Here is a 19423-nt window from a genome sequence, read left to right on the forward strand (position 1 = left end):
CTACCCGCCCAGCATCAACCCGGCGAGCCCCACACGCCACCGAATGTCCGAAGAGCCATCAATGGCCTCGTCTACATCCCGTACGCCGACGACTCTCAATGGCGGGAAGTGTGGCGCCGCGAGCTCAAGCAGGCCGGATTCGCTACAGACTGATTGAGTCGCCGACACGGCCTCGCCATGTGGCCGGCATTCGGCTCGGCGGTGATGAGCTCCTTTTCCATGTCAAGCAGCGTTGACCCAGTCGATCACGTCACCGTGCGGGTGTCGATGCCTTGATCGTGGCTGCGCGGGCGACGGGCGACCGCAGATCAGTGGTATCCGCGTCACATCGCGGCGGGTCGCGGGACTGGGACCGATTCCCCCAGGCCGGCGTAGAGGTAGCGGTCGCCGAACGCCTCGCTCAGTGTCAGGAAGGCAGGTTCACCCGTGCAGTGTCCCGGGGCGATGGTCTGCACGTGCCAATTGTCGCGAAGTGCGTGCGCGACGCGACGCACCTCGGGCTCGTCGGCGAGGACTAGATGGAGGCCGCCGACGATGCAGTAGACACGGTCGTCGATCGCGGCAGCGGCCTCCAGGATCCGCTCGATCCCCGGGTGGGAGCATCCCACCACGAGCACTAGTCCCTGCGATGTCGACAGCGCGAGGGTGATCTCGCGCAGCTCACGCGTTCCCGGCACCTCCGAGACGACGGGGATCAGCCACGCGTTGCTCCCTAATGGGGTCAATTCCTCGACCCAGCTGAATCGTGCGCCGGGCCACGGCGTGCCGTGGTGGATGACGTCGGGAGGTTCGCCGTCGTAGTACTGCATGGACCTTGGCAGCGACGGACGGCGCGGGTAAAAGTGGCCGGGCAGGCGCGAGCCGAACACGCCGTACAACTCGGCCGGGGCGTAGACAGGGACGTCGGGGTTTATGTGTAGGAGGTGACCGAGCCCGGAGGTGTGGTCGCCGTGCCGATGCGAGACCACAACAAGGTCGATCGCGCGCAGGTCAACACCGAGGGCGTCGGCGTTGGCGGCAAGCGTCGACGAGTCGTTTCCGGTGTCGAAAAGGATCCGACGCCCCTCGAACTCGACGAGTGCGGCGAATCCCCAGTCCTTGATCAGGCCGGGTCGGTTCCCGAACGCGTCGTGGAGGACCGTGATCCGGTTGGTCGTGCCGTCCCAACGCTCCATTCCCTAACCTGACCACACCACACGGCGTACGTCCAGCGGGGCGGAGGGGTGCCGTGCCCGCGGATCCATGGGACCTCGTTCGTCAGGGCTGGCTAGCGACCGGGTCCTCGGGAGCCACCGATGACCCCTACCGGATGTCCGAAGCGCCCGTAATACACGAACCTCTGATCCCCCTATGCCCGGCCCACAAAAGCCCGGTCAACGTGCCCTAAGCGCTACAGTCCAGGGCGTCTATCAACCCTAGAAGCCAGACCGCTTAGAGAAAGTATCGGTACACAGTGGCGCGGGAGACTCCGAGCATCTTGCCGATGTCAGAGGCGCTGATGCCTTTGCCCTTGAGCGCCTTGGCCCGGGCAGCGGCAGCGTCGTCTATTTTGCGGGGCCTCCCACCGTGGCGGTTGTTGGCTGCGGCCGCTACGAGCCCGGCCCTGGTGCGTTCGATCATCGTGTCGCGCGCCGAGCTGACCATGCTCTGCGGCTTCTACGACGACCTGGCCAAACAGGCCACCGCAACGTCGAACCGGATCCGCGGCCTGCTCACCCAGATCCACCTGGCACTGGAGCGTGTCCTTGGCCCGCGACTGGACCACCCGGCAGTGTTGGATCTGCTGCGGACCCGGCCGACCCCCGAAGCCTTGCGCCACGCGGGCCGGCGCCGGATCGAGACCCGGCTGACAAAGCTTGCACCCCGGATGGGTAAGCGCCTTGGCGGGGAGATCATCGAAGCCCTGGACCAGCAAACAGTCACCGTCGTGGGGACCAACGCGGCCACGATCGTGCTGCCCCAGCTGGCCCGGATGCTCGCCGACATCCGCGAGTCCCGGAGACCGTCTTCACCCAGGTCGAAGCCCTCGTGGAGGCCCACCCTGTTCACCCGGTCCTGACGTCTCTGCCGGCGGTCGGCGTCAGGACCGCAGCACGGATCCTCACCGAGATCGTCGGCAAAGACTTCGGCTCCGCAGGCCACCTGGCGTCCTACGCAGGCCTGGCACCGGTGACCTGGCGATCAGGGTCCTCCATCCGCGGTGACCACCCATCCCGGAAAGGAAACAAGATTCTCAAGCGCGCCCTGTTCCTCTCCGCATTCGCCGCCTTGAAGGATCCTCTGTCGAGGGCCTACTACGACCGGAAACGAACCGAGGGCAAACGCCACAACCAGGCCCTCATCGCACTCGCCCGCCGCCGATGCGACACCCTCTACGTCATGCTCAGAGACGGCACCTTCTGCGAACCACGACAACCCTCAGCCGCTTGACGAAAACCATAGAGGCACCCCCCGCCGTCACGGTGTTCGCCAGCAAAGCTGTCCTCCGCACCATCACCATCCAGCTGTACTAGGCCGCGGAACCTGTTCTGCCCGGCAGACCGGCATCGACCGGGAAGGTCATGAACGCCGGCGTCTCATACGGATGGGATTTTCCTGCCTGAACCAGATCGCCTACGCGCTTTCCATTCCCGTCGTGGAGGACGTCGACCCGGACGCGGAGACCGAGCTGACGTTTGCCGAATTCAACGAGGCCGTGGATATGCTCCGGTCGGTCGGGTACCCGGTGGAACATTCGGCGGAACAGGCGTGGCCGCACTTCCGGGGGTGGAGGCTTAACTATGAGGCAGTTGCCTACCGACTGGCCTACTTCATCGACGCACCCCCGGCACTTTGGAGTGGAACCCGGAGGCTGGTGACGGCCCAGATTCCGCCCAAGCGGCCAGCCAACCGGGTGGCATCGGAAGCCCAACCCGAGGACCCCCAGCTCGACATCCGCGGCCCCGAATAGACACGCCCATGCCCATAGCGCCGGAGTGCTGGGGCAGAGGACCAAGTTTCCATCCGACAACTGTTATCTTCATCCGAGATACCTTCAGAGGCTGGTGCAGGCCGGGTCACTGCGATGCTATCGACCTGTGAACGGAGTCAGGACTGGGCCCTCATGGCGTACAGAAGCAATGGATGTCACCGAGGCGAGGGAACAGCCCGTGTATCACCACATTTTCTTCAGCGTTTCCTGTGTGACGACAAGTTGCCGGTCATTCCCTTTTAGGCGGCGTCCTCGTGCCGGCCGTGGCCGTCGATGGGGCCGGGTAGGTTGCCGACGCGGCTGGCTACCACCAGCTTGGCGCGGGTAGCCCATGGCTTCCGGGGTGGCCGCCATGCCAGTGTCGCGGCGGAAGTCACCCGAGCCAAAGGCAAGGCGGACGGCAACCTGGGCCTTCGCGTCGTTGGCTTCCTCAATGCCAGTGGCGGCTCGACGAGGAGGATGACCGGGGGTCGTGCCGTCGATCCGGTCACAGTTCTCCGTGGCCTGGTGGCCGATTCGGTCGTTGCCAGCATGACGCCCCATAGACCCGGGGGTACCGCGGAGCCCGGTGAGGGCGTCGACCCAGAAAGGGCTGGTGGCGTCGAGGATAGGTCTGTCTAACTCCGATGCGGCGGATTATTCTGCGGTTGCTGCCGTTTATTCCTGTGCTGTCCCAACTTTCAAAGCCCGCCCGGCGTTCATCCCTGCCCGAAGGAACAATTCCCGTAATGCGGTCTCCACTCCCAGGGCAGTCGCGGCGATATCTTCCAGAGCCTGGTGGATGCACGTCACGGCGGCGGCATCGGCCGGGGCCGTGCTCGCGCCGGAGTGGGCTGCCCGCAACGACGCATACCGGGCGACCTTTCTTTTCAGGTCCCTGGCGAGATCCTCGATCTCTGCCAGCAGCTGGTCCCGCCAAACGCCAGAATCCTGCACGCTGCTTCTAAGACCAGTGGCAGATGGCGGCCGGTTCAGACCCGGTCTTTGCCGTCTTCCCAGGAACCCGGCCAGCTCGGCGGCGAGCTCCTCGAGACCCAGGGCCGACGTCGACGGCGGCCACGCCCGGCCGGCATCAGGTTGCTGGCCCCGCTGCTCCGCATCCGGTTGACTGTGTCCGAGGCGCGGAACATCTGTGATGGGCCCGGACCGCTGGTACGGATGGGTGGACGCTTGACCGATCGTGGGGTTGCCTCGCATCACGGGCCTCCTGGAAAGTGCTCTGACAGGATGGCGCCACCAGGATCCGGGGCAACACACCTATTCTGTCTGGCAGCGAATCAGGACGGTAGGCGCCAAAGAACGGGGCCATGGCGCTCACAGGCCGCGGAAGAATGGACAACAAGTGCCATCCGGTCCAGTTCAGGCGGCCACAATCGGGAGGCACATTGACTGACAGCACAGGTTCAATGGCGGAGGGACTGGATGCCGTCCTGTGCGCCGGATTCCTTGGGTCGTTGAAGATCAAGGTACTTGCCGGTCGTCGTTCCGCATCGCGCCCGTCACCCGCCGGTCCGGCACCTCCATCCGCGGCGAATTCCCTGCCCGCTCCGGCAACAAACAACTCAAAAATGCGCTCTTCAGATCCTCCTGGATAGCCTCCTGCCACGACCCGCTCTCCAATGCCTACTACGACGGGAAACGCGCCTAAGGAAAGAAACACAACGCCGCCATCATCTGCCTCGCCCGCCGGCGCTGCGACGTCATCCACGCGATGCTCAAAAACGGCACCCTCTACCAAGAAAAGGCACTCCAGGCCGCTTGACCAAAAGCATAGGGACACCCCCGGACGCACGCTGACCGCGGAGCACCAGCAGGGCGACTAAGTGAACGGCCCCCAGCGCCCGCGGCGGTTGGTGCACACGATTGTGAAGAGCGCCCACTGACGGTCTGGCTGAGTCCCTGGCACGGTCCGGTGGTCTGCTCATGGGTCGGATTTGGGAGTAGATTGTTCACATCCGCTGAGGGTCCCGCGTATCAGCGAAACGAGCACGTGGACAAGGATCCGGATGGCCCGTCCGTACCGCATTGACACTCACCAGCACATCGTTCCGCCTGGGTATGCGCGCTGGATGCATCAAAAGGGTATCCGCCCCGGTGGCATTGGCCTGCCGTCGTGGTCCGAGCGCTCAGCGTTAAAGTTCATGGACAGGCACGACGTGCAGACCGCCATCTTGTCCCTGTCCACGCCCGGCGTGTACTTCGGGGACGCTGCGGAGGCACGGCGGCGGGCCCGGGAGATCAATGAATACAGTGCAGAGGTGGTCGCGGCCCGGCCTGAGCGGTTCGGGTTCTTCGCGACGCTCACGCTGCCGGACGTACAAGGCGCCCTGGCGGAGGCCCAGTACGCCCTGGACACCCTGCGCGCGGACGGGATCGTGTTGCTGGCCAACAACGCCGGGCGCTATCTGGGCGATCCTGGCTTTGAGCCTCTGCTGGAGTTCCTGCACCACCGCCGGGCCGTAGTGTTCATCCACCCCGCTGAACTGCCGGCCCCGGCGGTGCCGGGCATACCCGCCTTTGCCGCAGATTTCATGCTCGACACCACCCGCACTGCTATCAGCCTGATCCTGTCCGGTGCGATGGAAAAGTTCTCGGGAATCAAGTTCATCCTCGCCCACGCGGGCGGCTTCGTGCCTTACATCGCCCACAGGATCCTGCTGACGATGCTCAACGATAAGGACCTGGCCCTCAGCGCGCTGGCCGCGCTGGGAGATAAGAAGCAGTCCGTCTTGCGGCGATTTTATTACGACGTGGCCCTGTCCGCCAGCCCGGCGGCGCTGCCCAGCCTGCTCGAGGTAGCTGACCCGGGCCGCATCACGTACGGAACTGACTTCCCGTTCGCACCCTCTGCGGCGATCGATTTCCTGAATATGGAATATGAGAATTATCCGTTGGATCCCTCCCTGCGCGCGGCGATAGACCGCGGCAATTCCGAGGCGCTGTTTCCCCGGCTGAGGCCTGATCAGGATTAATTCATATTGTGCGCGTTGCGCTCCCTGGCCAGGGGTTCCAGTGGAGATGTTCCTGCCTCTATGGCTCGCCGCCGCATTTCGCAGCGAGGACCCTCGAATGGATCGACGTCAAATAGGGCACTGCCTACGTCGGGAGCGGTCCACACGAGGCATATGTAGGCGTTGTAACGCCCGAGGGCCGGTCGCCCTACCTGCGCTGATATGCCGACAAGGAGTGGAACAACCATCTGCTCTCGTTGACCCACTTTTAGAGTCCGGCAGCCGATCGTTCGGCCAAGGCTCAGAAAATCTGCTTCACATACCCTCGGCGATCATGCTGTAGAGGGCAAGCAACAAGCCCGACGCCGCATATTGCCGCTCCCGTAGGATCGGCACGACAAGGTCCACCTACGAAAGGAACACATGATCTTCCCAGGCGGCAGCATCGATCAGTACGCGGTTCCGGCGAGGGATTTGAACGAATCCTTCATCGGGGCCCACTTCGGCCTCACCAAGGGTGCCGAGGTCATCTACGGAAAGATCGGTGCGATCCGGATCTTCGAGACGCACGTTCTGTTGACGCTGGCCGGCGTCACCACCGATGACCTTCGCTTGGATGCGAACCAGGAAGTCATCTTCTCCCACGGACAGCACCGGAACCAGTTAGCGCGACGAGCGCCCATGACCGAATCCACCGATGCTGAGGTCGCGCGCAAACTCAGCACAATTCCAGTTCGTGTGTCTCGCCAAATGACCCCCGTCGAGTATCAGTTTCGCGTGAGCGAGATTCTCAGGCTTTCAGACATTGATGCAGTGGCCGACGAAACGGGCGGCGTGTATTACGGAGGCGAGGGCGTTGAGCTGGAAGATCAGCCTTTACTTGCGGCCATTCGCGTACTCATTGGGAGGCGATTCGGCATCCCGGATGCTCTCATGTAAACGAGCCAGGCCGGAGTCCCGCATACGGGTCCCTCGGATCCAGTATCGCGTTTCTGAAGCTGTGGGACGGTTGACTTTCGGGAGGATCTGTTCGTTCGTCTTGGGCCAGACGAAGGGGTGGCATCGGTCGTTCCAGCCGGTGATGAATGTCGGATCTTGGCATTGAGGTCAACTCAACCTGAAGGCCCTCGTAGTCCCACTGCCAAGGAACAGGGACACTCTTTGCGGGCACTCCCCCATCGCGCGGCAGACAACGAAACAAGGTCAATGACGCTACCCGATCCGACTCGTACTCATCAGCGACACTGTTGGTCGGCGCGAGGAAGACACCGTGCAGGGAGCCGCCCGTGCCGGCAGATACAGTCGGTAAACACGACCGAGCGGAAATGGGGAACCGCGTTTGAATGGTCATAAGTCCTTACTCTCGTTGCAGGCGAAGTCCGATTCCGCAAGCTCTAGTAACAGTCACTCTCGCCTCCAGACTCTGTAGGTTTGAAATTCCGTGGGCACGATACCGCTGCATCGGCCGGTGGACGAGGGCGTCGCGCCCGGCGGTAGCGCTCACATTGTGCGCCGCCCTGCGGCATCCCCGACATCGTGGGGCCTGTCCTCGGCTCTCTTCCTTTAAGGGTTCCCGCGATGCATTTGGTAGTGTTTGGCAGCTCTGAATATTTGCGAACTACTAAGACTCCCTTCTCGAATGGGGCACTCCCCATGCCAGGATCCGGATTTCAGGCGCGGAACACTAGCTGCCGACCGCGGTGTTCCACCCTTCCTCGGAAACGGGGATCCACCAGTCACGGGCATCGCCCTCACCGATGTATTGGGGCCAGCGGAAGTCCGTGGGCGCACTGAATCCGGCGGGCAGGAGCGGTGCCAGGGATCCGCGCCGGATCTTCTCGGATTCGAATTCGGTTTTCGCCGCGGCAAGGATATCCGGTTGGGTCACCAGGTCCAGCACCATGCCTGCGATCATCTTGCCGGTGGCCGTGATGGTGGGGTCGATGGTTTCGGGGATGCCGCCCATGGCCGTCATGGCCCAGCCGGGGTACGCGGTGCCCTTTCCATCCGGGGCCAGCGTGGGCCGGGCCGTGTAGAAGCGGATGGTGGGTGCGTACCAGGTCATCTCCACGTAGTCGTCGCTGGTCCAGTTCTGCTGGGTTGCCGGGATGTGGCGCCGCAGCTCCGCCTCGGCGTCCTGCGGGTTGATGAGCTTGGCGGTTGCCGGGTGGAAAGGATCTTCCATGGGTTCCACCCCGCACGAGGCCTGGATTTCGCGCCCGATTTCACGCGCCCGTTCGTCCAGGACGGGTGCCCCAACGGCGGCGATGTTCTCCCACGCCACCTGCGCCACGGTGTGGTTGGCAATGCCGGGCCGGTTCCGTGCCACCCAGCGCGAGCTGACCGTGCAGTGCGAGGCGGCGGCGGCGAGTTCGGCGTTGCGGTCCAGCACGGCCAGCACCGAGTCAGCTTCTGCCAGGCTCGGGCAGCGCCAGGAGTATTGGATCTGGGCCAGGCCTGCCGGCTGGTTGTCGGCCGTGGCCTGTCCGGCGGTGAGAATCGCCTCGGACAGCGACCAGCCGCCGGCCTGCGGCAGCATGGAATCCTGGGTGGTCTTGGTCAGCGAGAACATCGTGAAGAGTGCTGCGTCGGCGCCCGGAGCCCGGGCAGCGGAGTGCGAGGACGGGATGGGGCTGTCACCGTAGGTGTTGTTCCAGCCCTCGGGGTTGTCGCACGTGAAGGTGTAGATCTTGCTGTAGTACGAGCCGCAGTGGGTGTCCCAGCGCGCGGTATTGCACAGGGGCATCATGTAGAACGGGTGGTAGGAAATGATGGCGTCGAGGTTGTCGTAATAGCCGCGCAGGCCGTGGACCACCTTGGATCCCTGAACCTTCTCGGCCGGCTCTCCCGTGTACACCAGGGTGCCCGGAATGCTGTGGCGTTTCATGGCGTCCTTCGCCGCGAGGAAACCGGCCAGGGTTGAGATACCCAAGGCGGAATGGGGATCCGTGTGGCCTGGCGCGAACCGGGACATCCCCGTGCGGGGCTCACGCTTGGTGGACGCCGCCTGGCAGTTGCCCGGGATCGCGTCGTATTCGGCGTAGCCAAGAATCCGGGCGCCCGGACCTGCCGGGCTGGTCCATTCGGCGTAGAAGGCCGTGGGCATGCCGCCGCTGCCTTCCTCCACCGTGAAGCCGTGCTCGCGCAGGGTCTTCACGTACCAGGCGCAGGACTCGTACTCCCGCCAGGCAGGCTCGGCAAGCTCCCAGATGTTCGTGTGCCAAGCGGAGAGCTGTTCCTTCTGCTCCTCAACCCACTCCCACGCGGTGGACTTCGGCCCGGCATTCTTGATGTCGTTCATTGCGTTCCTTCCTCAATGTTCAAAGATTCCTGCGTCTGCTTCAGCGGACCAGCAGTTTCCGGTTCACGAATTCGTCCATGCCAAGCGGCCCCAGTTCGCGGCCGACGCCGCTGTTCTTGACCCCTCCAAAGGGCAGCGCAGCCGAGGAGGGCGCCAGCCGGTTCACGCTGACCATCCCGACGTCCAGCCGCTCGGCCATACGGGCGGCCCGCTCGGGATCCTGCGTGAAGACCGCGGCTCCCAGCCCGTACGGTGAATCGTTGGCAAGGCGAACGGCGTCGTCCTCGTCTTCGGCCCGGTAGACAACGGCCACCGGGCCGAAGAGCTCCTCGCGGTGGGCGCGCGTGCCCGGGCGGATGTCTGTCAGGAGTGCCGGCGTCACGAAGGCCGTCCCGCTCAGCCTGCCGCCCCTGTGTAGTTTGGCCCCGGAGGCGACTGCGGCATTAATCTGGGCGATCAGGTTCCGGGCCGCTGTTGTGGAGGACATGGGGGCCAGAGTGGTGCCGGGGTCCAAAGGATCCCCCGGAACGAAATCCGCAAGTTTCGTGCGCAGCCCGGCGACGAAGTCCTCGTACAGGGGAGCGGCCACAATGAAACGCTTGGGCGAGGTGCAGGCCTGACCGGCGTTTTCCATCCGCGCCGCGGCGGCAAGGTCAACCACGGAGTCTAGGTCCTCGCTGTCCATCACAATGAAGGCGTCCGAGCCGCCCAGCTCCAGGACGTGCTTCTTGAGTCCGGCCCCGGCCAGGGCGCCCACTGCAGCGCCGGCCCGTTCGCTACCGGTGAGCGAGACCCCTTGGATGCGGGGATCGGACACCATTACGGCTGTCTGTTCCCCGCCGGCCAGTACGGTGCGGTACGCACCTGCGGGCAGGCCGGCGTCGAGCAGCAGCTCTTCTAGCGCGAGGGCCGAACGCGGGCAGGCCGGCGCCGGTTTGATCAGCAGCGTATTGCCGAGCATGAGGTTCGGCGCCGCGAAGCGGGCGATCTGATAGTACGGGTAGTTCCACGGCATGATGCCAAGGATCGGCCCCAGGGGTCGTCGCTGCAGTACCGCGTCGGCAAAGTCCAGCGTCTCGTCCGCCAGAAATCCCGGCCCGTGCCCGGCGTAGTAAGCGAAGATCTCGGCGCAGAACTCCACTTCGGCGGCGGCTTCGCGCAGCAGCTTGCCCATTTCCTCGGTGGCAAGCCGGGCAAGCGTCTCCTTCCTTTCAAGCAGCAGCCCGGCCGCCCTCCCCAGCACCGCAGCCCGCTGTTCCGCCGTCGTCTGGCCCCAGCCGGCAAAGGCGCGGCGCGCCGATTCGACGGCGTCATCAACCTCCGCTGCTGCGGCCTCCGCGTACTCCGCAAGGACCTCTCCCGTGGCCGGATTGAGCACGCGGAACGCGGTGCCGGCCGTGGCTGTGGCGCTCACTGGATGCTCATGTGGATGAGGCTGGGGCCCTTCACGGCAAGTGCCTTGGTGACGGTCTCTGCCAGGTCGTCGAGGGACTCGACATTAAAGGCCGTGAGGCCGAAGCCTTCGGCCAGGCGGATCCAGTTCGGCTGCGTCAGGTTCACGCCGACAGGAGGCAGATCGCGGTCCTCCATGTTCTGGCGGATTTCGCCGTAGCCGCCGTTGTTGATGCAGATGATGGGCAGGTCCACGCGTTGTTCGACGGCGGTGATGAATTCCTGGACGGCGAACATGAGTGCACCGTCGCCGATCAGGCCGACCACGGGGCGGTCCGGTGCGGCCACCTTGGCGCCGATCGCGGCTGGGAGCCCGTAGCCCAGTGTGGCGTAGGCCGGCGTGTACAGGAGCTGGTGCGGCTGCTGCATGGGGAAGAAGGATGTGGTGCCGAAGTAGGTGATCTGCGAGGAATCGCCGGCGATGACGGTATCCGGGGGCAGTGCGCCGGCGAGGATCTCGTTGATCCTGGCCAGCACGGGCGCCATGGAGCGGGCTTCGGCCTGCAACTCGGCGCGCAGGGGGGCCAGGTCCGGCGTCGCTGCCGGCTCGTGACCGGCGAGTGCCGTGAGCAGCTGGGGCACTACGGCGGCCGAGTTGCCCAGGAGTTCCAGCTCGGGGCTGAGGTTGCAGTGCAGCTGGACGGGGTCGATGTCGATCCGGATGCAGCGACCCTGCGGGAGGATCTTTCCGCCCCACATTTCTGACTCGCCGAGCTTGCTGCCGACGATCAGCAACGCATCGGAGGCGTTGCAGAGGTCCTGGGCCGCGGTGAGCCGGATCTCCGAGCCGAGGGACAGCGGGTGTACTTCCGGGATGGCGGCTTTGCCGTTGATGGTGGTGATCACCGGGGCCTGCAGGAGCTCTGCGAGCTGGAGCAGGGCGGCGCCGGTTCCCAGGGATCCGCCGCCGGCCAGAATTACGGGGTTGGACGCGTTCCGGAGTATTTCCGCTGCGGCCGCGACGGCGTCGTCGGGAGCTTTCTGCGGGGCGCCGAGCGGCCGTGCCTCCAGGACGGCGGGCGGGACGTCTGAGGCGGACTCCAGCAGGTCCAGCGGGATCTCGATGTGGACAGGGCGCGGTCGCCCGTGGGCGAAGGACGCGAAGGCCTCGTGGATCAGTTCCACGGCCTCGGTGCCGTTGGAAACGCGGGTGCTGCGCCCGATCAGTGCCCGGACGGCGCCGGTGGGGTCCTTGGTTTCGTGCAGGAGTCCGATGTCTGAGAATTCGCTGCCGCGCGGTGCGCCCGGGGACAGGATGATCATGGGCCGGGATTCGCAGTACGAGGTGGCGGCGGCTGACATGGCGTTCAGTAGTCCCGGTCCGGATGTGGTGATCACGACGCCGGGAAGCCCCTTGAGCTGGCTCCAGCCGTCGGAGCCGTATCCGGCTCCCTGCTCGTGGCGGGTGGTGACCGGGCGGATGCCGAGCGGTTTGAGGTGCCGGTAGAACTCGAGGTTGTGCGTGCCGGGGATACCGAAGATTGCGTCGATCCCGTAGTTCCGCAGGGTGGTCATGACGGCGAGGCCGACGTTGTTGGTGGGGATGGTGCTGGTCACGGCTGGGTCCTTTGATTGTGCGGGCGGGCGGCTAGCGCTTGTAGACTCGGGTACCGTCCACCCAGGTCTCCACGACGTCGATGCTGCTGATTCGGTCTGCAGGCGCCGCCAGCGGGTCCTCGGCGAGGATCACGAAGTCAGCGAGCTTTTGCGGTTCCAGGGAACCCAGGTCCTTTTCACGTCCCATGGCCCGTGCGCCGTTGATGGTGTGGGCCCGGAGCGCGGCGGGGGCGTCGATCTTCAGTCCGTCCGAGCCGAGCTGCACGCCGGAGCGGGTCTTGCGGGTCACGGCGGTCTGGATGGCCTCGAGGGGGCGGGGGTCGGCTACGGGGGCGTCTGAGCTCATGGTGACGGGAAGTGCCGCGGCGACGAATTCGCCCAAGGGGTTGAAGCGCTCCCCCGGGCTGCCGATCGCGTCGAGGACACCCGGGCCCCAGTTGAAGTAGTGCTGGGGCTGGTTGACCGGCAGGATGCCGAGGCGGGCCATTTCGGTGATCTGTTCGGGTGTGGGCAGGCCGCAGTGCTCGATCCGGTGGCGATGGTCTGTCCGTGGCGCGGCGGCAGTGGCTTCCTTCACGGCATCGATCACGAGCTGGATGGCCGTGGGCGACTGTGCGTGGGTGGCCGTCTGCAGCCCGGCGCTGTGGGCCCTGACCACCAGTGAACGGTATTCCGCGGGCTCGTGGTAGAGCGAACCGGTGCGGCACGGGTCGTCACGGTAGCCCTCCGGGAAGTACGCCGTCCAGCCGCCCAGGGTTCCGTCCGCGTAGAGCTTGATGCCGGCGAAGGACAGGAGCGAATCGCCGAAGCGGTCCACGAGGCCCAGCTGCAGGACTTCATCCAGGAGGCTGGAAAGGAAGTAGGCGTTGATGCGGGTCACCAGTTCCCCGCGCTCCACCAGGTCCAGGTAGGCAGCGAATTCGCGCTTGGTGACCTGGGCGTCGCCGATCATGGTGACGCCGTGGCTGAGGAACTCGCGTTGGGCGTGGAGGAGCTGACCGCGGTGCTGTTCCCTGCTGTCCGCGAGGTGGAAATTGGGGCCATGGTGGCCGAGCTTCACTCCGTCCTCGCCGGTGAGAATGTCGCAGGCGGCGTCGGAGAGCTCACCGGTCAGGTTTCCCTCTGAGTCGCGGAAGAACGTGCCGCCCGGCGGGTTGGGGGTGGCGGAGTCAATCCCGGATTTGTCCAGGACAAACGAGTTCACGACGCCGCCATGGCCGCTGGCGTTCATGACGTAGACCTCGCGGGTGGTGGAGACCGTGTCCAGTTCCTGCCGGCTCGGGTGGCGCTGCTCGGCCAGGTTGCGGTGCTCATACCCGTAGCCCCGGATCGGGCCGTCGCCGGGATTCTCCGCCGCGGCCCGTGCCAGGCGTTCGAGCATGGTGGGGATGTCCGGCGCGGCAACAGGCCCGCAGTCCACCCAGGACAGCAGCTGCCCGTACATCAGCGGGTGGGCATGCGGGTCCACGAACCCCGGAACCAGGGTCCGGCCCTGGAGGTCCACAACCTCCGGGACCGAGGTGCTCAGTTCGCGGGCCGCAGTGCGGCATTCCTCGGGCGTCCCGACGGCGGCGATGCGGTTGCCGATCACCAGCATCGCCTCTGCGACGGAATCCTCGGCGTCGACCGTACGGATGGGGCCGCCAAAGAACAGGGTTGCCGGCGGTGCGGCGGCGGACGTTTCATGGGATGTCGGCAATGACATGGGAGTGACCTTTACGTGTAGGAGTAGTGCGGTGCCGCGGCGAGCCAGCCGGCCCTTAGCCGGCGGGTTCCAGTTCGAACAGCGGGGTGTCCGGGGCACCGGTGCGGGCACGGGTGATGACGTTCTGGGCCTGGATCCTGATGTACTCGGCCAGGGTATGGTCCGAGAGGAAACCGATGTGCGGTGTTACGAGGATCCGGGGGTGACCCATGAGCGGGTGGTCGGCCGGTGCAGGCTCGACGTCGAGCACGTCCAGGGCCGCCGCACGGATGTGTCCTGAGTCGACGGCTGCGCGGAGGGCACTGTTGTCGATCAATTGACCCCGGCTCACGTTCACCAAATAGCTGCCCGGCCGCATGGCCGCGAGGCTTTCTGTGTTGATGAGGTGCCGGGTTTCCTCCGTGAGCGGCATGTGCAGGGACACGACGGCGGACTCCGCCAGCACTTCGTCCAGACTTGTCCGGCGGATGCCTGCCTTGGCCAGCATGTCCCGGGTGGCCGGGGTGTCCGGGAGGTAGGGGTCGTAGCCGATGACTTCGCCGAAGACGCCGGAAGCCAGCTCCCCGAAACGGCTGCCGATCCTGCCGAGGCCGATCAGTCCGAGCCGCTCCTGGCTGAGCCGGAACACCGTGGTTTCCGGCCGTCCGTTCCAGTCGCCTTCGGCCACCCGGCCCTGGAAAAACGGGATCTCGCGGGTGACCGCCAGGGCAAGGGCCAGCGCATGGGAGGCGACTTCCTCGGTGGCGACGCCGGGAAGGTTGCTGACCCAGATGCCGCGCTCCTTGGCGGCGTCCAGGTCGATGTTGTCGAAGCCCATGGAAACCAGGGCGATGATCTTCAAACCCGGGATGGCGTCCATAACCTCCGCCGTCACGGGGGCGTAGCCGACCAGCAGGGCTTCGGCGTCCCTGGCCTGTTCCATGATGGCGGAAGGGTCCTGGCTGCCGAGATACCGGACGTCGTAGCCGTTCGCCTCCAACAGGGCGACGCCGGCGGAATAGTCGATGTCTTCCATGTCCGTGTAGACGGCCACGGGCCGGACGGGCAGCCGCGCGTCGGTGAAGATGGCGTTAGTGGACATGGCTGAGGAACTTTCTGGTGCGCTGGTGCTGGGGGTTGTCGAAGAATTCGTCCGGCGAGGCCTGCTCCACGATCACGCCGCTGTCGAACAAGGTGACCTGGTCCGCGACCCGGCGGGCGAAACGGACCTCATGGGTGACCACGATCATGGTCATGCCATCGTTGGCCAGGCCTTCCATGACGTCGAGGACCTCGCCCACCAGCTCCGGGTCCAGGGCCGACGTCGGCTCGTCAAAGAGCAGCACGGACGGGTTCATGACCAGGGCGCGGGCGATGGCCACGCGCTGTTGCTGGCCGCCCGAGAGCTCCGAGGGGTAGTGCCCGGCGCGGTGGGACAAACCCACCCGTTCGAGCATGGCCATGGCGCGTTCCTCAGCCTCTTTGTGGGGGACGCTCTGGACCGAGGTCAGTCCGAGCATCACGTTCCGGCAGGCGCTGAGGTGGGGAAAGAGGTTGAATTTCTGGAACACCATGCCGATGTCCCGCCGTTCCTTGGCGAGCTCCCGCTCTGGCAGCGGAACGGTGGTGGCGCCGCGCTCCCGGACGCCGAGGCGGCGGCCGCGAAGAAGGATCTCACCGTCGTTGGCCGGTTCCAGCAGTGCCATGAGGCGCAACATTGTGGACTTTCCCGAGCCCGAGGGGCCGAGGACGGCCTTCACCTGGCCCTGGTGGATGTCGAATTCAACGCCGCGGAGAACGTGCTGGTCCTGGTAGCTCTTGTGCAGGTTTCGCACTTGCAGCACGGGGTCTGCAGGTGTCCACACCGGGGCCTCCGTAGGCTGTGGCATCTGGGTCATGCGTGAACTCCTTGGCCGATCGGTTCCAGCGTGGATGGCTTCTTGGATTTTGAGCGCGAGGTCCATAGGAATTTCTTCTCAACGTAGTTCTGGAGCAATGTCAGCAGGCTCACGATGATCAGGTAGTAGATGATGGCGGCCGCGTAGTACTCGGCGTAGCGGAAGGTGATGTTGACCCCTACCTGAGCGGTGGTCAGCAGTTCCTGCAGGGAGATGACGGAGGCCAGGGAGGAGAATTTCACCAGGCCGATGAACTCGTTGCCCGTCGGCGGAAGCGCGATGCGGATGGCCTGCGGCAACACGACCTTGAGCATGACCTTCGCCGGCGACATCCCCAGGGCACGACCGGCCAGGTTCTGTCCTTCGTCGACGCTCAGCAGCGCGGAGCGGATGATTTCCGCCATGAAGGCGGCTTCCACGATACCCAGACCGATGAACGCGGCAATGAACGGGGTGAACCATTCCTGGCGCAACACAGGGAACAGCTGCGGCAACGCGTTCCAGATGATGAGCAGGACAAGCAGCGCCGGGATGGCGCGGAAGAACCATGTGTACAACCCCGCCGCACCCTGAGCGATGCGGCTAGTCGAGGTACGACCCAGTGCCACGGCAAACCCGACGGCGGTGGCCAGGACCAGCGCCAGCACGGCAACGGCCACCGACAGGAAGGCACCGTAGAGGTAGCTCGGGTTCACGAGCTGTTGGACGAAGATACCGACATCGAATTCCATCGGACTCTCCTTTCGGGTGGGGCCGGGACCACGGCACCGTGGTCCCGGCGCGATAACTAGTGAACGTCGACGATGGCCGGGTCGAGCTTGTTGTCCTTCGCGATCTGGGCCAGCGTGCCGTCCTTGTGGAGGGCTTTCAGGGCCTCGGCGAGAACCGGGGAGATCGGATCGTTCTTGCGGGTGAAGACCCCGAACGTGGTGTCCGTTTCAAAAACATCCGGCGCGACGGCCAGCTTGCCCTCGTTTTGGGCCGCCATATAGGAAGCGGCGACATTGGTCTCGATGAGGGCATCTGATTTGCCGTTCATGACGGCGAGCACGGTTTCCGCCGTCTTCGGGTATTCGGTGAGCTTCGGCTCGTCCTTGCCGGCTGCCTTGCATTCCTCTTTCAGCTTGCCGATCCGTGCCGCGTTGGATGATGCGGTCTGCGCAGCGACGCTACGGCCACAGAGGTCCAGCGGCTGTTTGAACTGCCCTGCCAGGGCCGGCCCGGCAAGAATCGATGGTCCGGCGTTCATGACCGGAGCGGCGTCGGCCACTGCCAGACGGGCCTCGCTCATGTACAGGCCACCGAAAATGGCGTCGCAGCGGCGGGACTGGAGCCCCGGCATCAGCCCGTCAAAAGTGGTTACCGCGAACTTGGCCTCAAGCCCCCAGTGCTTGGCAAGCGCCCTGGCCGCGTCGGCGTCGAATCCGACGATGTTGCCGCTTGAACCGTTTGCGTAGTACTCCAAAGGCGCGTACTCGGGGTCGATGCAGAGCGTGAGCTTGCCACTCGTCGCCAGCCCCTTCGGGGCCTCGGCAGCAGCCGGGGCCTTCCCTTCGGAACTCGTGGACGCGGCAGCGGAACAGCCACTCAATAGCAGGGCCAGGGCGGCCGCAGCCATGGCGGCCTTCGTGAACTTAGGCATGTGCAGATCTCCAATGAACATCTGATTCGCGAACGGGCGCGAAAAGCGGGCGGAGCCGATGTGGCGGTGGTCACGATACTAACCAAGTTCCATCCAATTGCAAACGAATCCGTCGTCAAATTGCTTCAAAACACGGTATTTGCATGATTATGACCGGAAGATCAGTCAAATCCACTGCCTAGAGGGACTTTCGTGGGACAATTGATTCGACGCAAGACTACCTGCGCCAAGCTGCCCCGGGTGCGCCGCAACCGCGCCCATCAACAAGAGGCGTTTATTGTGAAGACCATGCATGATCTGGACAATCGGCTGATCCGACTACTGCAGGCCGACGGCCGCGCGTCATTCAGCGACCTGTCCAAGCAGCTGGGCGTGACCCGCTCAGTGGCGACAGCCAAGGTCAACGAACTCATATCCTCGGGCGAGCTGCGCATCGTCGCCGCCGTCCACCCGCGACTACTCGGACTGACCGCTGTCGCGCACGTCTCTATCCAACTCCACGGCTCCGCCCAGCCGGCCCTGGACAAGTTGAGCCAGATGGACGGCGCCGTCTTCGCTTCGCTGACCACCGGCAAGTACGGCATCATCGCCGAGCTGCGCCTGCCGACCGTGGAACGGCTCTACGAGGACGTGGAGACCATCCGCCTCTCCGAAGGCGTCGCCGCCGTGGACGTCCTCATGTACAAAGAGGTCGTCCGCAGCCTCTTCCTCGGTAAGGAGCCGCCGGATCCGGGGCTGGAACTGGACGATGCGGACTTGCTGATCCTGGGCGAGCTTCAGCTCGATGGCCGGCTGGGCTTCGAGGCGCTCGGGGAACGCATCGGACTCTCCGCCAGTGCCGCAAGGAACCGGGTCATGCGCCTCCTGGACGCGCGCGTGATGCAGATCGGGCCAATCCGCAGCCGCTCAGGTTCCTCGCGTGCTATGGCCTTTGGATTTGGCATCTCGACGTCTTCTGGGACCCAGGAAGCCATCGATTTCTTCTCCGCCACCCCCGGCGTGGAATTCATTGCCAGCTGCTTCGGACGGCATGACCTGGTGGCTACCGTTGGCGTGAGCTCTCTGGACGAAATGTATGAAATCTTGGACCACGTGCGCGCCATGGTCTCCGTGGCCAGCGTCGAGTCCTGGCTGCACCTGAGGATTGTCCAGGAGCGATACGCCAAGCCCCTGGACAAGATGCTGGAAACACGAACCCAAGCCGAAAGCGGGGCCGCTTGATTCTAGACGGTCGCGGGTGTGTGCTCGATGACGAGTGTGCTCCGCTGGCTTCCTGCTGCTACCAGGCGGGCGTTGCGTTCGTCGTTGCCGGTTGCGCGCCATTCGGCGATAGCGGCGTCCTTGTTGAACCTCAGGTGCCGGGCGGTGAGCCGGCGCACCCGTTCGTCCTGTTCGAGCTCGACGAACCAGGTTTCATCCAAGAGGGCTGCGACCTCGTTCCAGGGGGCCTCGTCAAAAAGCAGGTAGTTGCCCTCGGTGATGATCAGGCGTGTTTCCGGCGGGACGGGGATGGCCCCGGCGATCGCGTCGTTGACTTCGCGGCGGAACACCGGTGCGAAGATTTCCCGCGAGGTCTCCGAGCGCAACTGACGGAGCAACGCGACGTACCCGACACCGTCGAAGGTGTCCGGAGCGCCCTTGCGGTGCTCCAGCCCGCGGGACTCGAGCAGCGACTGCGCCAGGTGATATCCGTCCATGGGGACCAGGGCTACCTGCCGGGGATGGTTGGTGAGCAGGTGCTCCAGCAGCCATTCGGAGATCGTGGATTTTCCGGCACCAGGCGGCCCGGCTATTCCGAGCAGGCTCCGTCTTCGCCACTGGAGCAGCGCTTCAGCCCGGGCGAGGAGCTGCTGCCGGCCGGATTCGTCCCAGCGCAGGTGTAGAGGGGTGTTCATCGCCTCTTCTTTCCGGCTCGTGCCTGAACCGGGGCAGGAAGGTCACCGGTGTTCTACGGGATCACGTTACAT

At 64.9% G+C, this 19423-nt stretch carries 15 protein-coding genes and 3 pseudogenes; 6 read left to right on the forward strand and 12 right to left on the reverse strand.

Annotation, left to right across the window (positions count from 1 at the left end; translation table 11 throughout):
- Positions 1-323 precede the first annotated feature (323 nt).
- Both ACVWYS_RS10830 and ACVWYS_RS10835 read right to left on the reverse strand, forming a co-directional pair.
- On the reverse strand, positions 324-1175 hold the full coding sequence (locus ACVWYS_RS10830; RefSeq protein WP_091254656.1) for an MBL fold metallo-hydrolase: 852 nt from the start codon (positions 1173-1175) through the stop codon (positions 324-326).
- Positions 1176-1431: 256 nt separating this feature from the next.
- Positions 1432-1644 carry a helix-turn-helix domain-containing protein gene (locus ACVWYS_RS10835; RefSeq protein ID WP_456506775.1) on the reverse strand — a complete coding sequence of 71 codons (213 nt, stop codon included), beginning with the start codon at positions 1642-1644 and terminating at the stop codon, positions 1432-1434.
- On the opposite strand from ACVWYS_RS10835, the pseudogene ACVWYS_RS10840 reads away from it, so the two are divergent.
- Positions 1583-2430: pseudogene (locus ACVWYS_RS10840) on the forward strand (IS110 family RNA-guided transposase); the annotation flags it as partial. The gene ACVWYS_RS10835 and the pseudogene ACVWYS_RS10840 overlap by 62 nt on opposite strands.
- Positions 2431-2584: 154 nt before the next feature.
- Positions 2585-2950: a hypothetical protein gene (locus ACVWYS_RS10845; protein ID WP_456506776.1), complete on the forward strand. Its 366-nt coding sequence runs from the start codon at positions 2585-2587 to the stop codon at positions 2948-2950.
- Between the two features lie 253 nt (positions 2951-3203).
- On the opposite strand, the pseudogene ACVWYS_RS10850 reads toward ACVWYS_RS10845, so the two are convergent.
- Positions 3204-3580 (reverse strand): annotated as a pseudogene (locus ACVWYS_RS10850) (CoA ester lyase); the annotation flags it as partial.
- Between the two features lie 880 nt (positions 3581-4460).
- On the opposite strand from ACVWYS_RS10850, the pseudogene ACVWYS_RS10855 reads away from it, so the two are divergent.
- The 3 genes and pseudogenes from ACVWYS_RS10855 to ACVWYS_RS10865 all read left to right on the forward strand — a co-directional run.
- A pseudogene (locus ACVWYS_RS10855) lies at positions 4461-4733 on the forward strand (transposase); the annotation flags it as partial.
- Positions 4734-4977: 244 nt separating this feature from the next.
- Complete coding sequence (locus ACVWYS_RS10860; RefSeq protein ID WP_456506778.1) at positions 4978-5943, forward strand: amidohydrolase family protein; 966 nt, start codon at positions 4978-4980, stop codon at positions 5941-5943.
- A gap of 402 nt (positions 5944-6345) precedes the next feature.
- Positions 6346-6861: a hypothetical protein gene (locus ACVWYS_RS10865; RefSeq protein ID WP_456506779.1), complete on the forward strand. Its 516-nt coding sequence runs from the start codon at positions 6346-6348 to the stop codon at positions 6859-6861.
- 745 nt (positions 6862-7606) lie between these two features.
- Here the strand turns inward: ACVWYS_RS10865 and ACVWYS_RS10870 are convergent.
- Genes ACVWYS_RS10870 through ACVWYS_RS10905 form a run of 8 tightly spaced genes read right to left on the reverse strand, consistent with a single transcriptional unit; the run spans position 7607 to position 17456 of the window.
- Positions 7607-9223: an amidohydrolase gene (locus ACVWYS_RS10870; protein WP_456506780.1), complete on the reverse strand. Its 1617-nt coding sequence runs from the start codon at positions 9221-9223 to the stop codon at positions 7607-7609.
- 40 nt (positions 9224-9263) lie between these two features.
- Positions 9264-10637, reverse strand: a complete 1374-nt coding sequence (locus tag ACVWYS_RS10875) for an aldehyde dehydrogenase family protein (RefSeq protein WP_456506781.1) — start codon at positions 10635-10637, stop codon at positions 9264-9266.
- Positions 10634-12232, reverse strand: a complete 1599-nt coding sequence (locus ACVWYS_RS10880) for a thiamine pyrophosphate-binding protein (protein ID WP_456506782.1) — start codon at positions 12230-12232, stop codon at positions 10634-10636. Before ACVWYS_RS10880 ends, ACVWYS_RS10875 begins: the two co-directional genes overlap by 4 nt.
- Before the next feature lie 31 nt (positions 12233-12263).
- Positions 12264-13937, reverse strand: coding sequence for an amidohydrolase (locus ACVWYS_RS10885; RefSeq protein ID WP_456506783.1), 1674 nt, complete (start codon positions 13935-13937; stop codon positions 12264-12266).
- A gap of 55 nt (positions 13938-13992) precedes the next feature.
- Positions 13993-15018 carry a C-terminal binding protein gene (locus tag ACVWYS_RS10890; protein ID WP_456506784.1) on the reverse strand — a complete coding sequence of 342 codons (1026 nt, stop codon included), beginning with the start codon at positions 15016-15018 and terminating at the stop codon, positions 13993-13995.
- Entirely contained in the window at positions 15008-15814 is an 807-nt protein-coding gene (locus ACVWYS_RS10895) for an amino acid ABC transporter ATP-binding protein (RefSeq protein WP_456506785.1), read from the reverse strand. The genes ACVWYS_RS10890 and ACVWYS_RS10895 overlap by 11 nt, the downstream gene beginning before the upstream one ends.
- A complete protein-coding gene (locus tag ACVWYS_RS10900; protein ID WP_456506786.1) occupies positions 15811-16545 on the reverse strand; it encodes an amino acid ABC transporter permease in 735 nt (244 codons plus the stop codon). The genes ACVWYS_RS10895 and ACVWYS_RS10900 overlap by 4 nt, the downstream gene beginning before the upstream one ends.
- A gap of 56 nt (positions 16546-16601) precedes the next feature.
- On the reverse strand, positions 16602-17456 hold the full coding sequence (locus ACVWYS_RS10905; RefSeq protein ID WP_456506787.1) for a transporter substrate-binding domain-containing protein: 855 nt from the start codon (positions 17454-17456) through the stop codon (positions 16602-16604).
- Between the two features lie 288 nt (positions 17457-17744).
- Between ACVWYS_RS10905 and ACVWYS_RS10910 the strand changes: the two genes are divergently transcribed.
- Complete coding sequence (locus tag ACVWYS_RS10910; RefSeq protein ID WP_456509051.1) at positions 17745-18677, forward strand: Lrp/AsnC family transcriptional regulator; 933 nt, start codon at positions 17745-17747, stop codon at positions 18675-18677.
- Positions 18678-18679: 2 nt separating this feature from the next.
- Here the strand turns inward: ACVWYS_RS10910 and ACVWYS_RS10915 are convergent, their stop codons facing one another.
- The gene (locus tag ACVWYS_RS10915) at positions 18680-19351 is read right to left on the reverse strand and encodes a nucleoside/nucleotide kinase family protein (protein ID WP_456506789.1); all 672 of its coding nucleotides are present in this window, start codon (positions 19349-19351) and stop codon (positions 18680-18682) included.
- Positions 19352-19423 lie beyond the last annotated feature (72 nt).

Source organism: Arthrobacter sp. TE12231 (assembly GCF_054062895.1).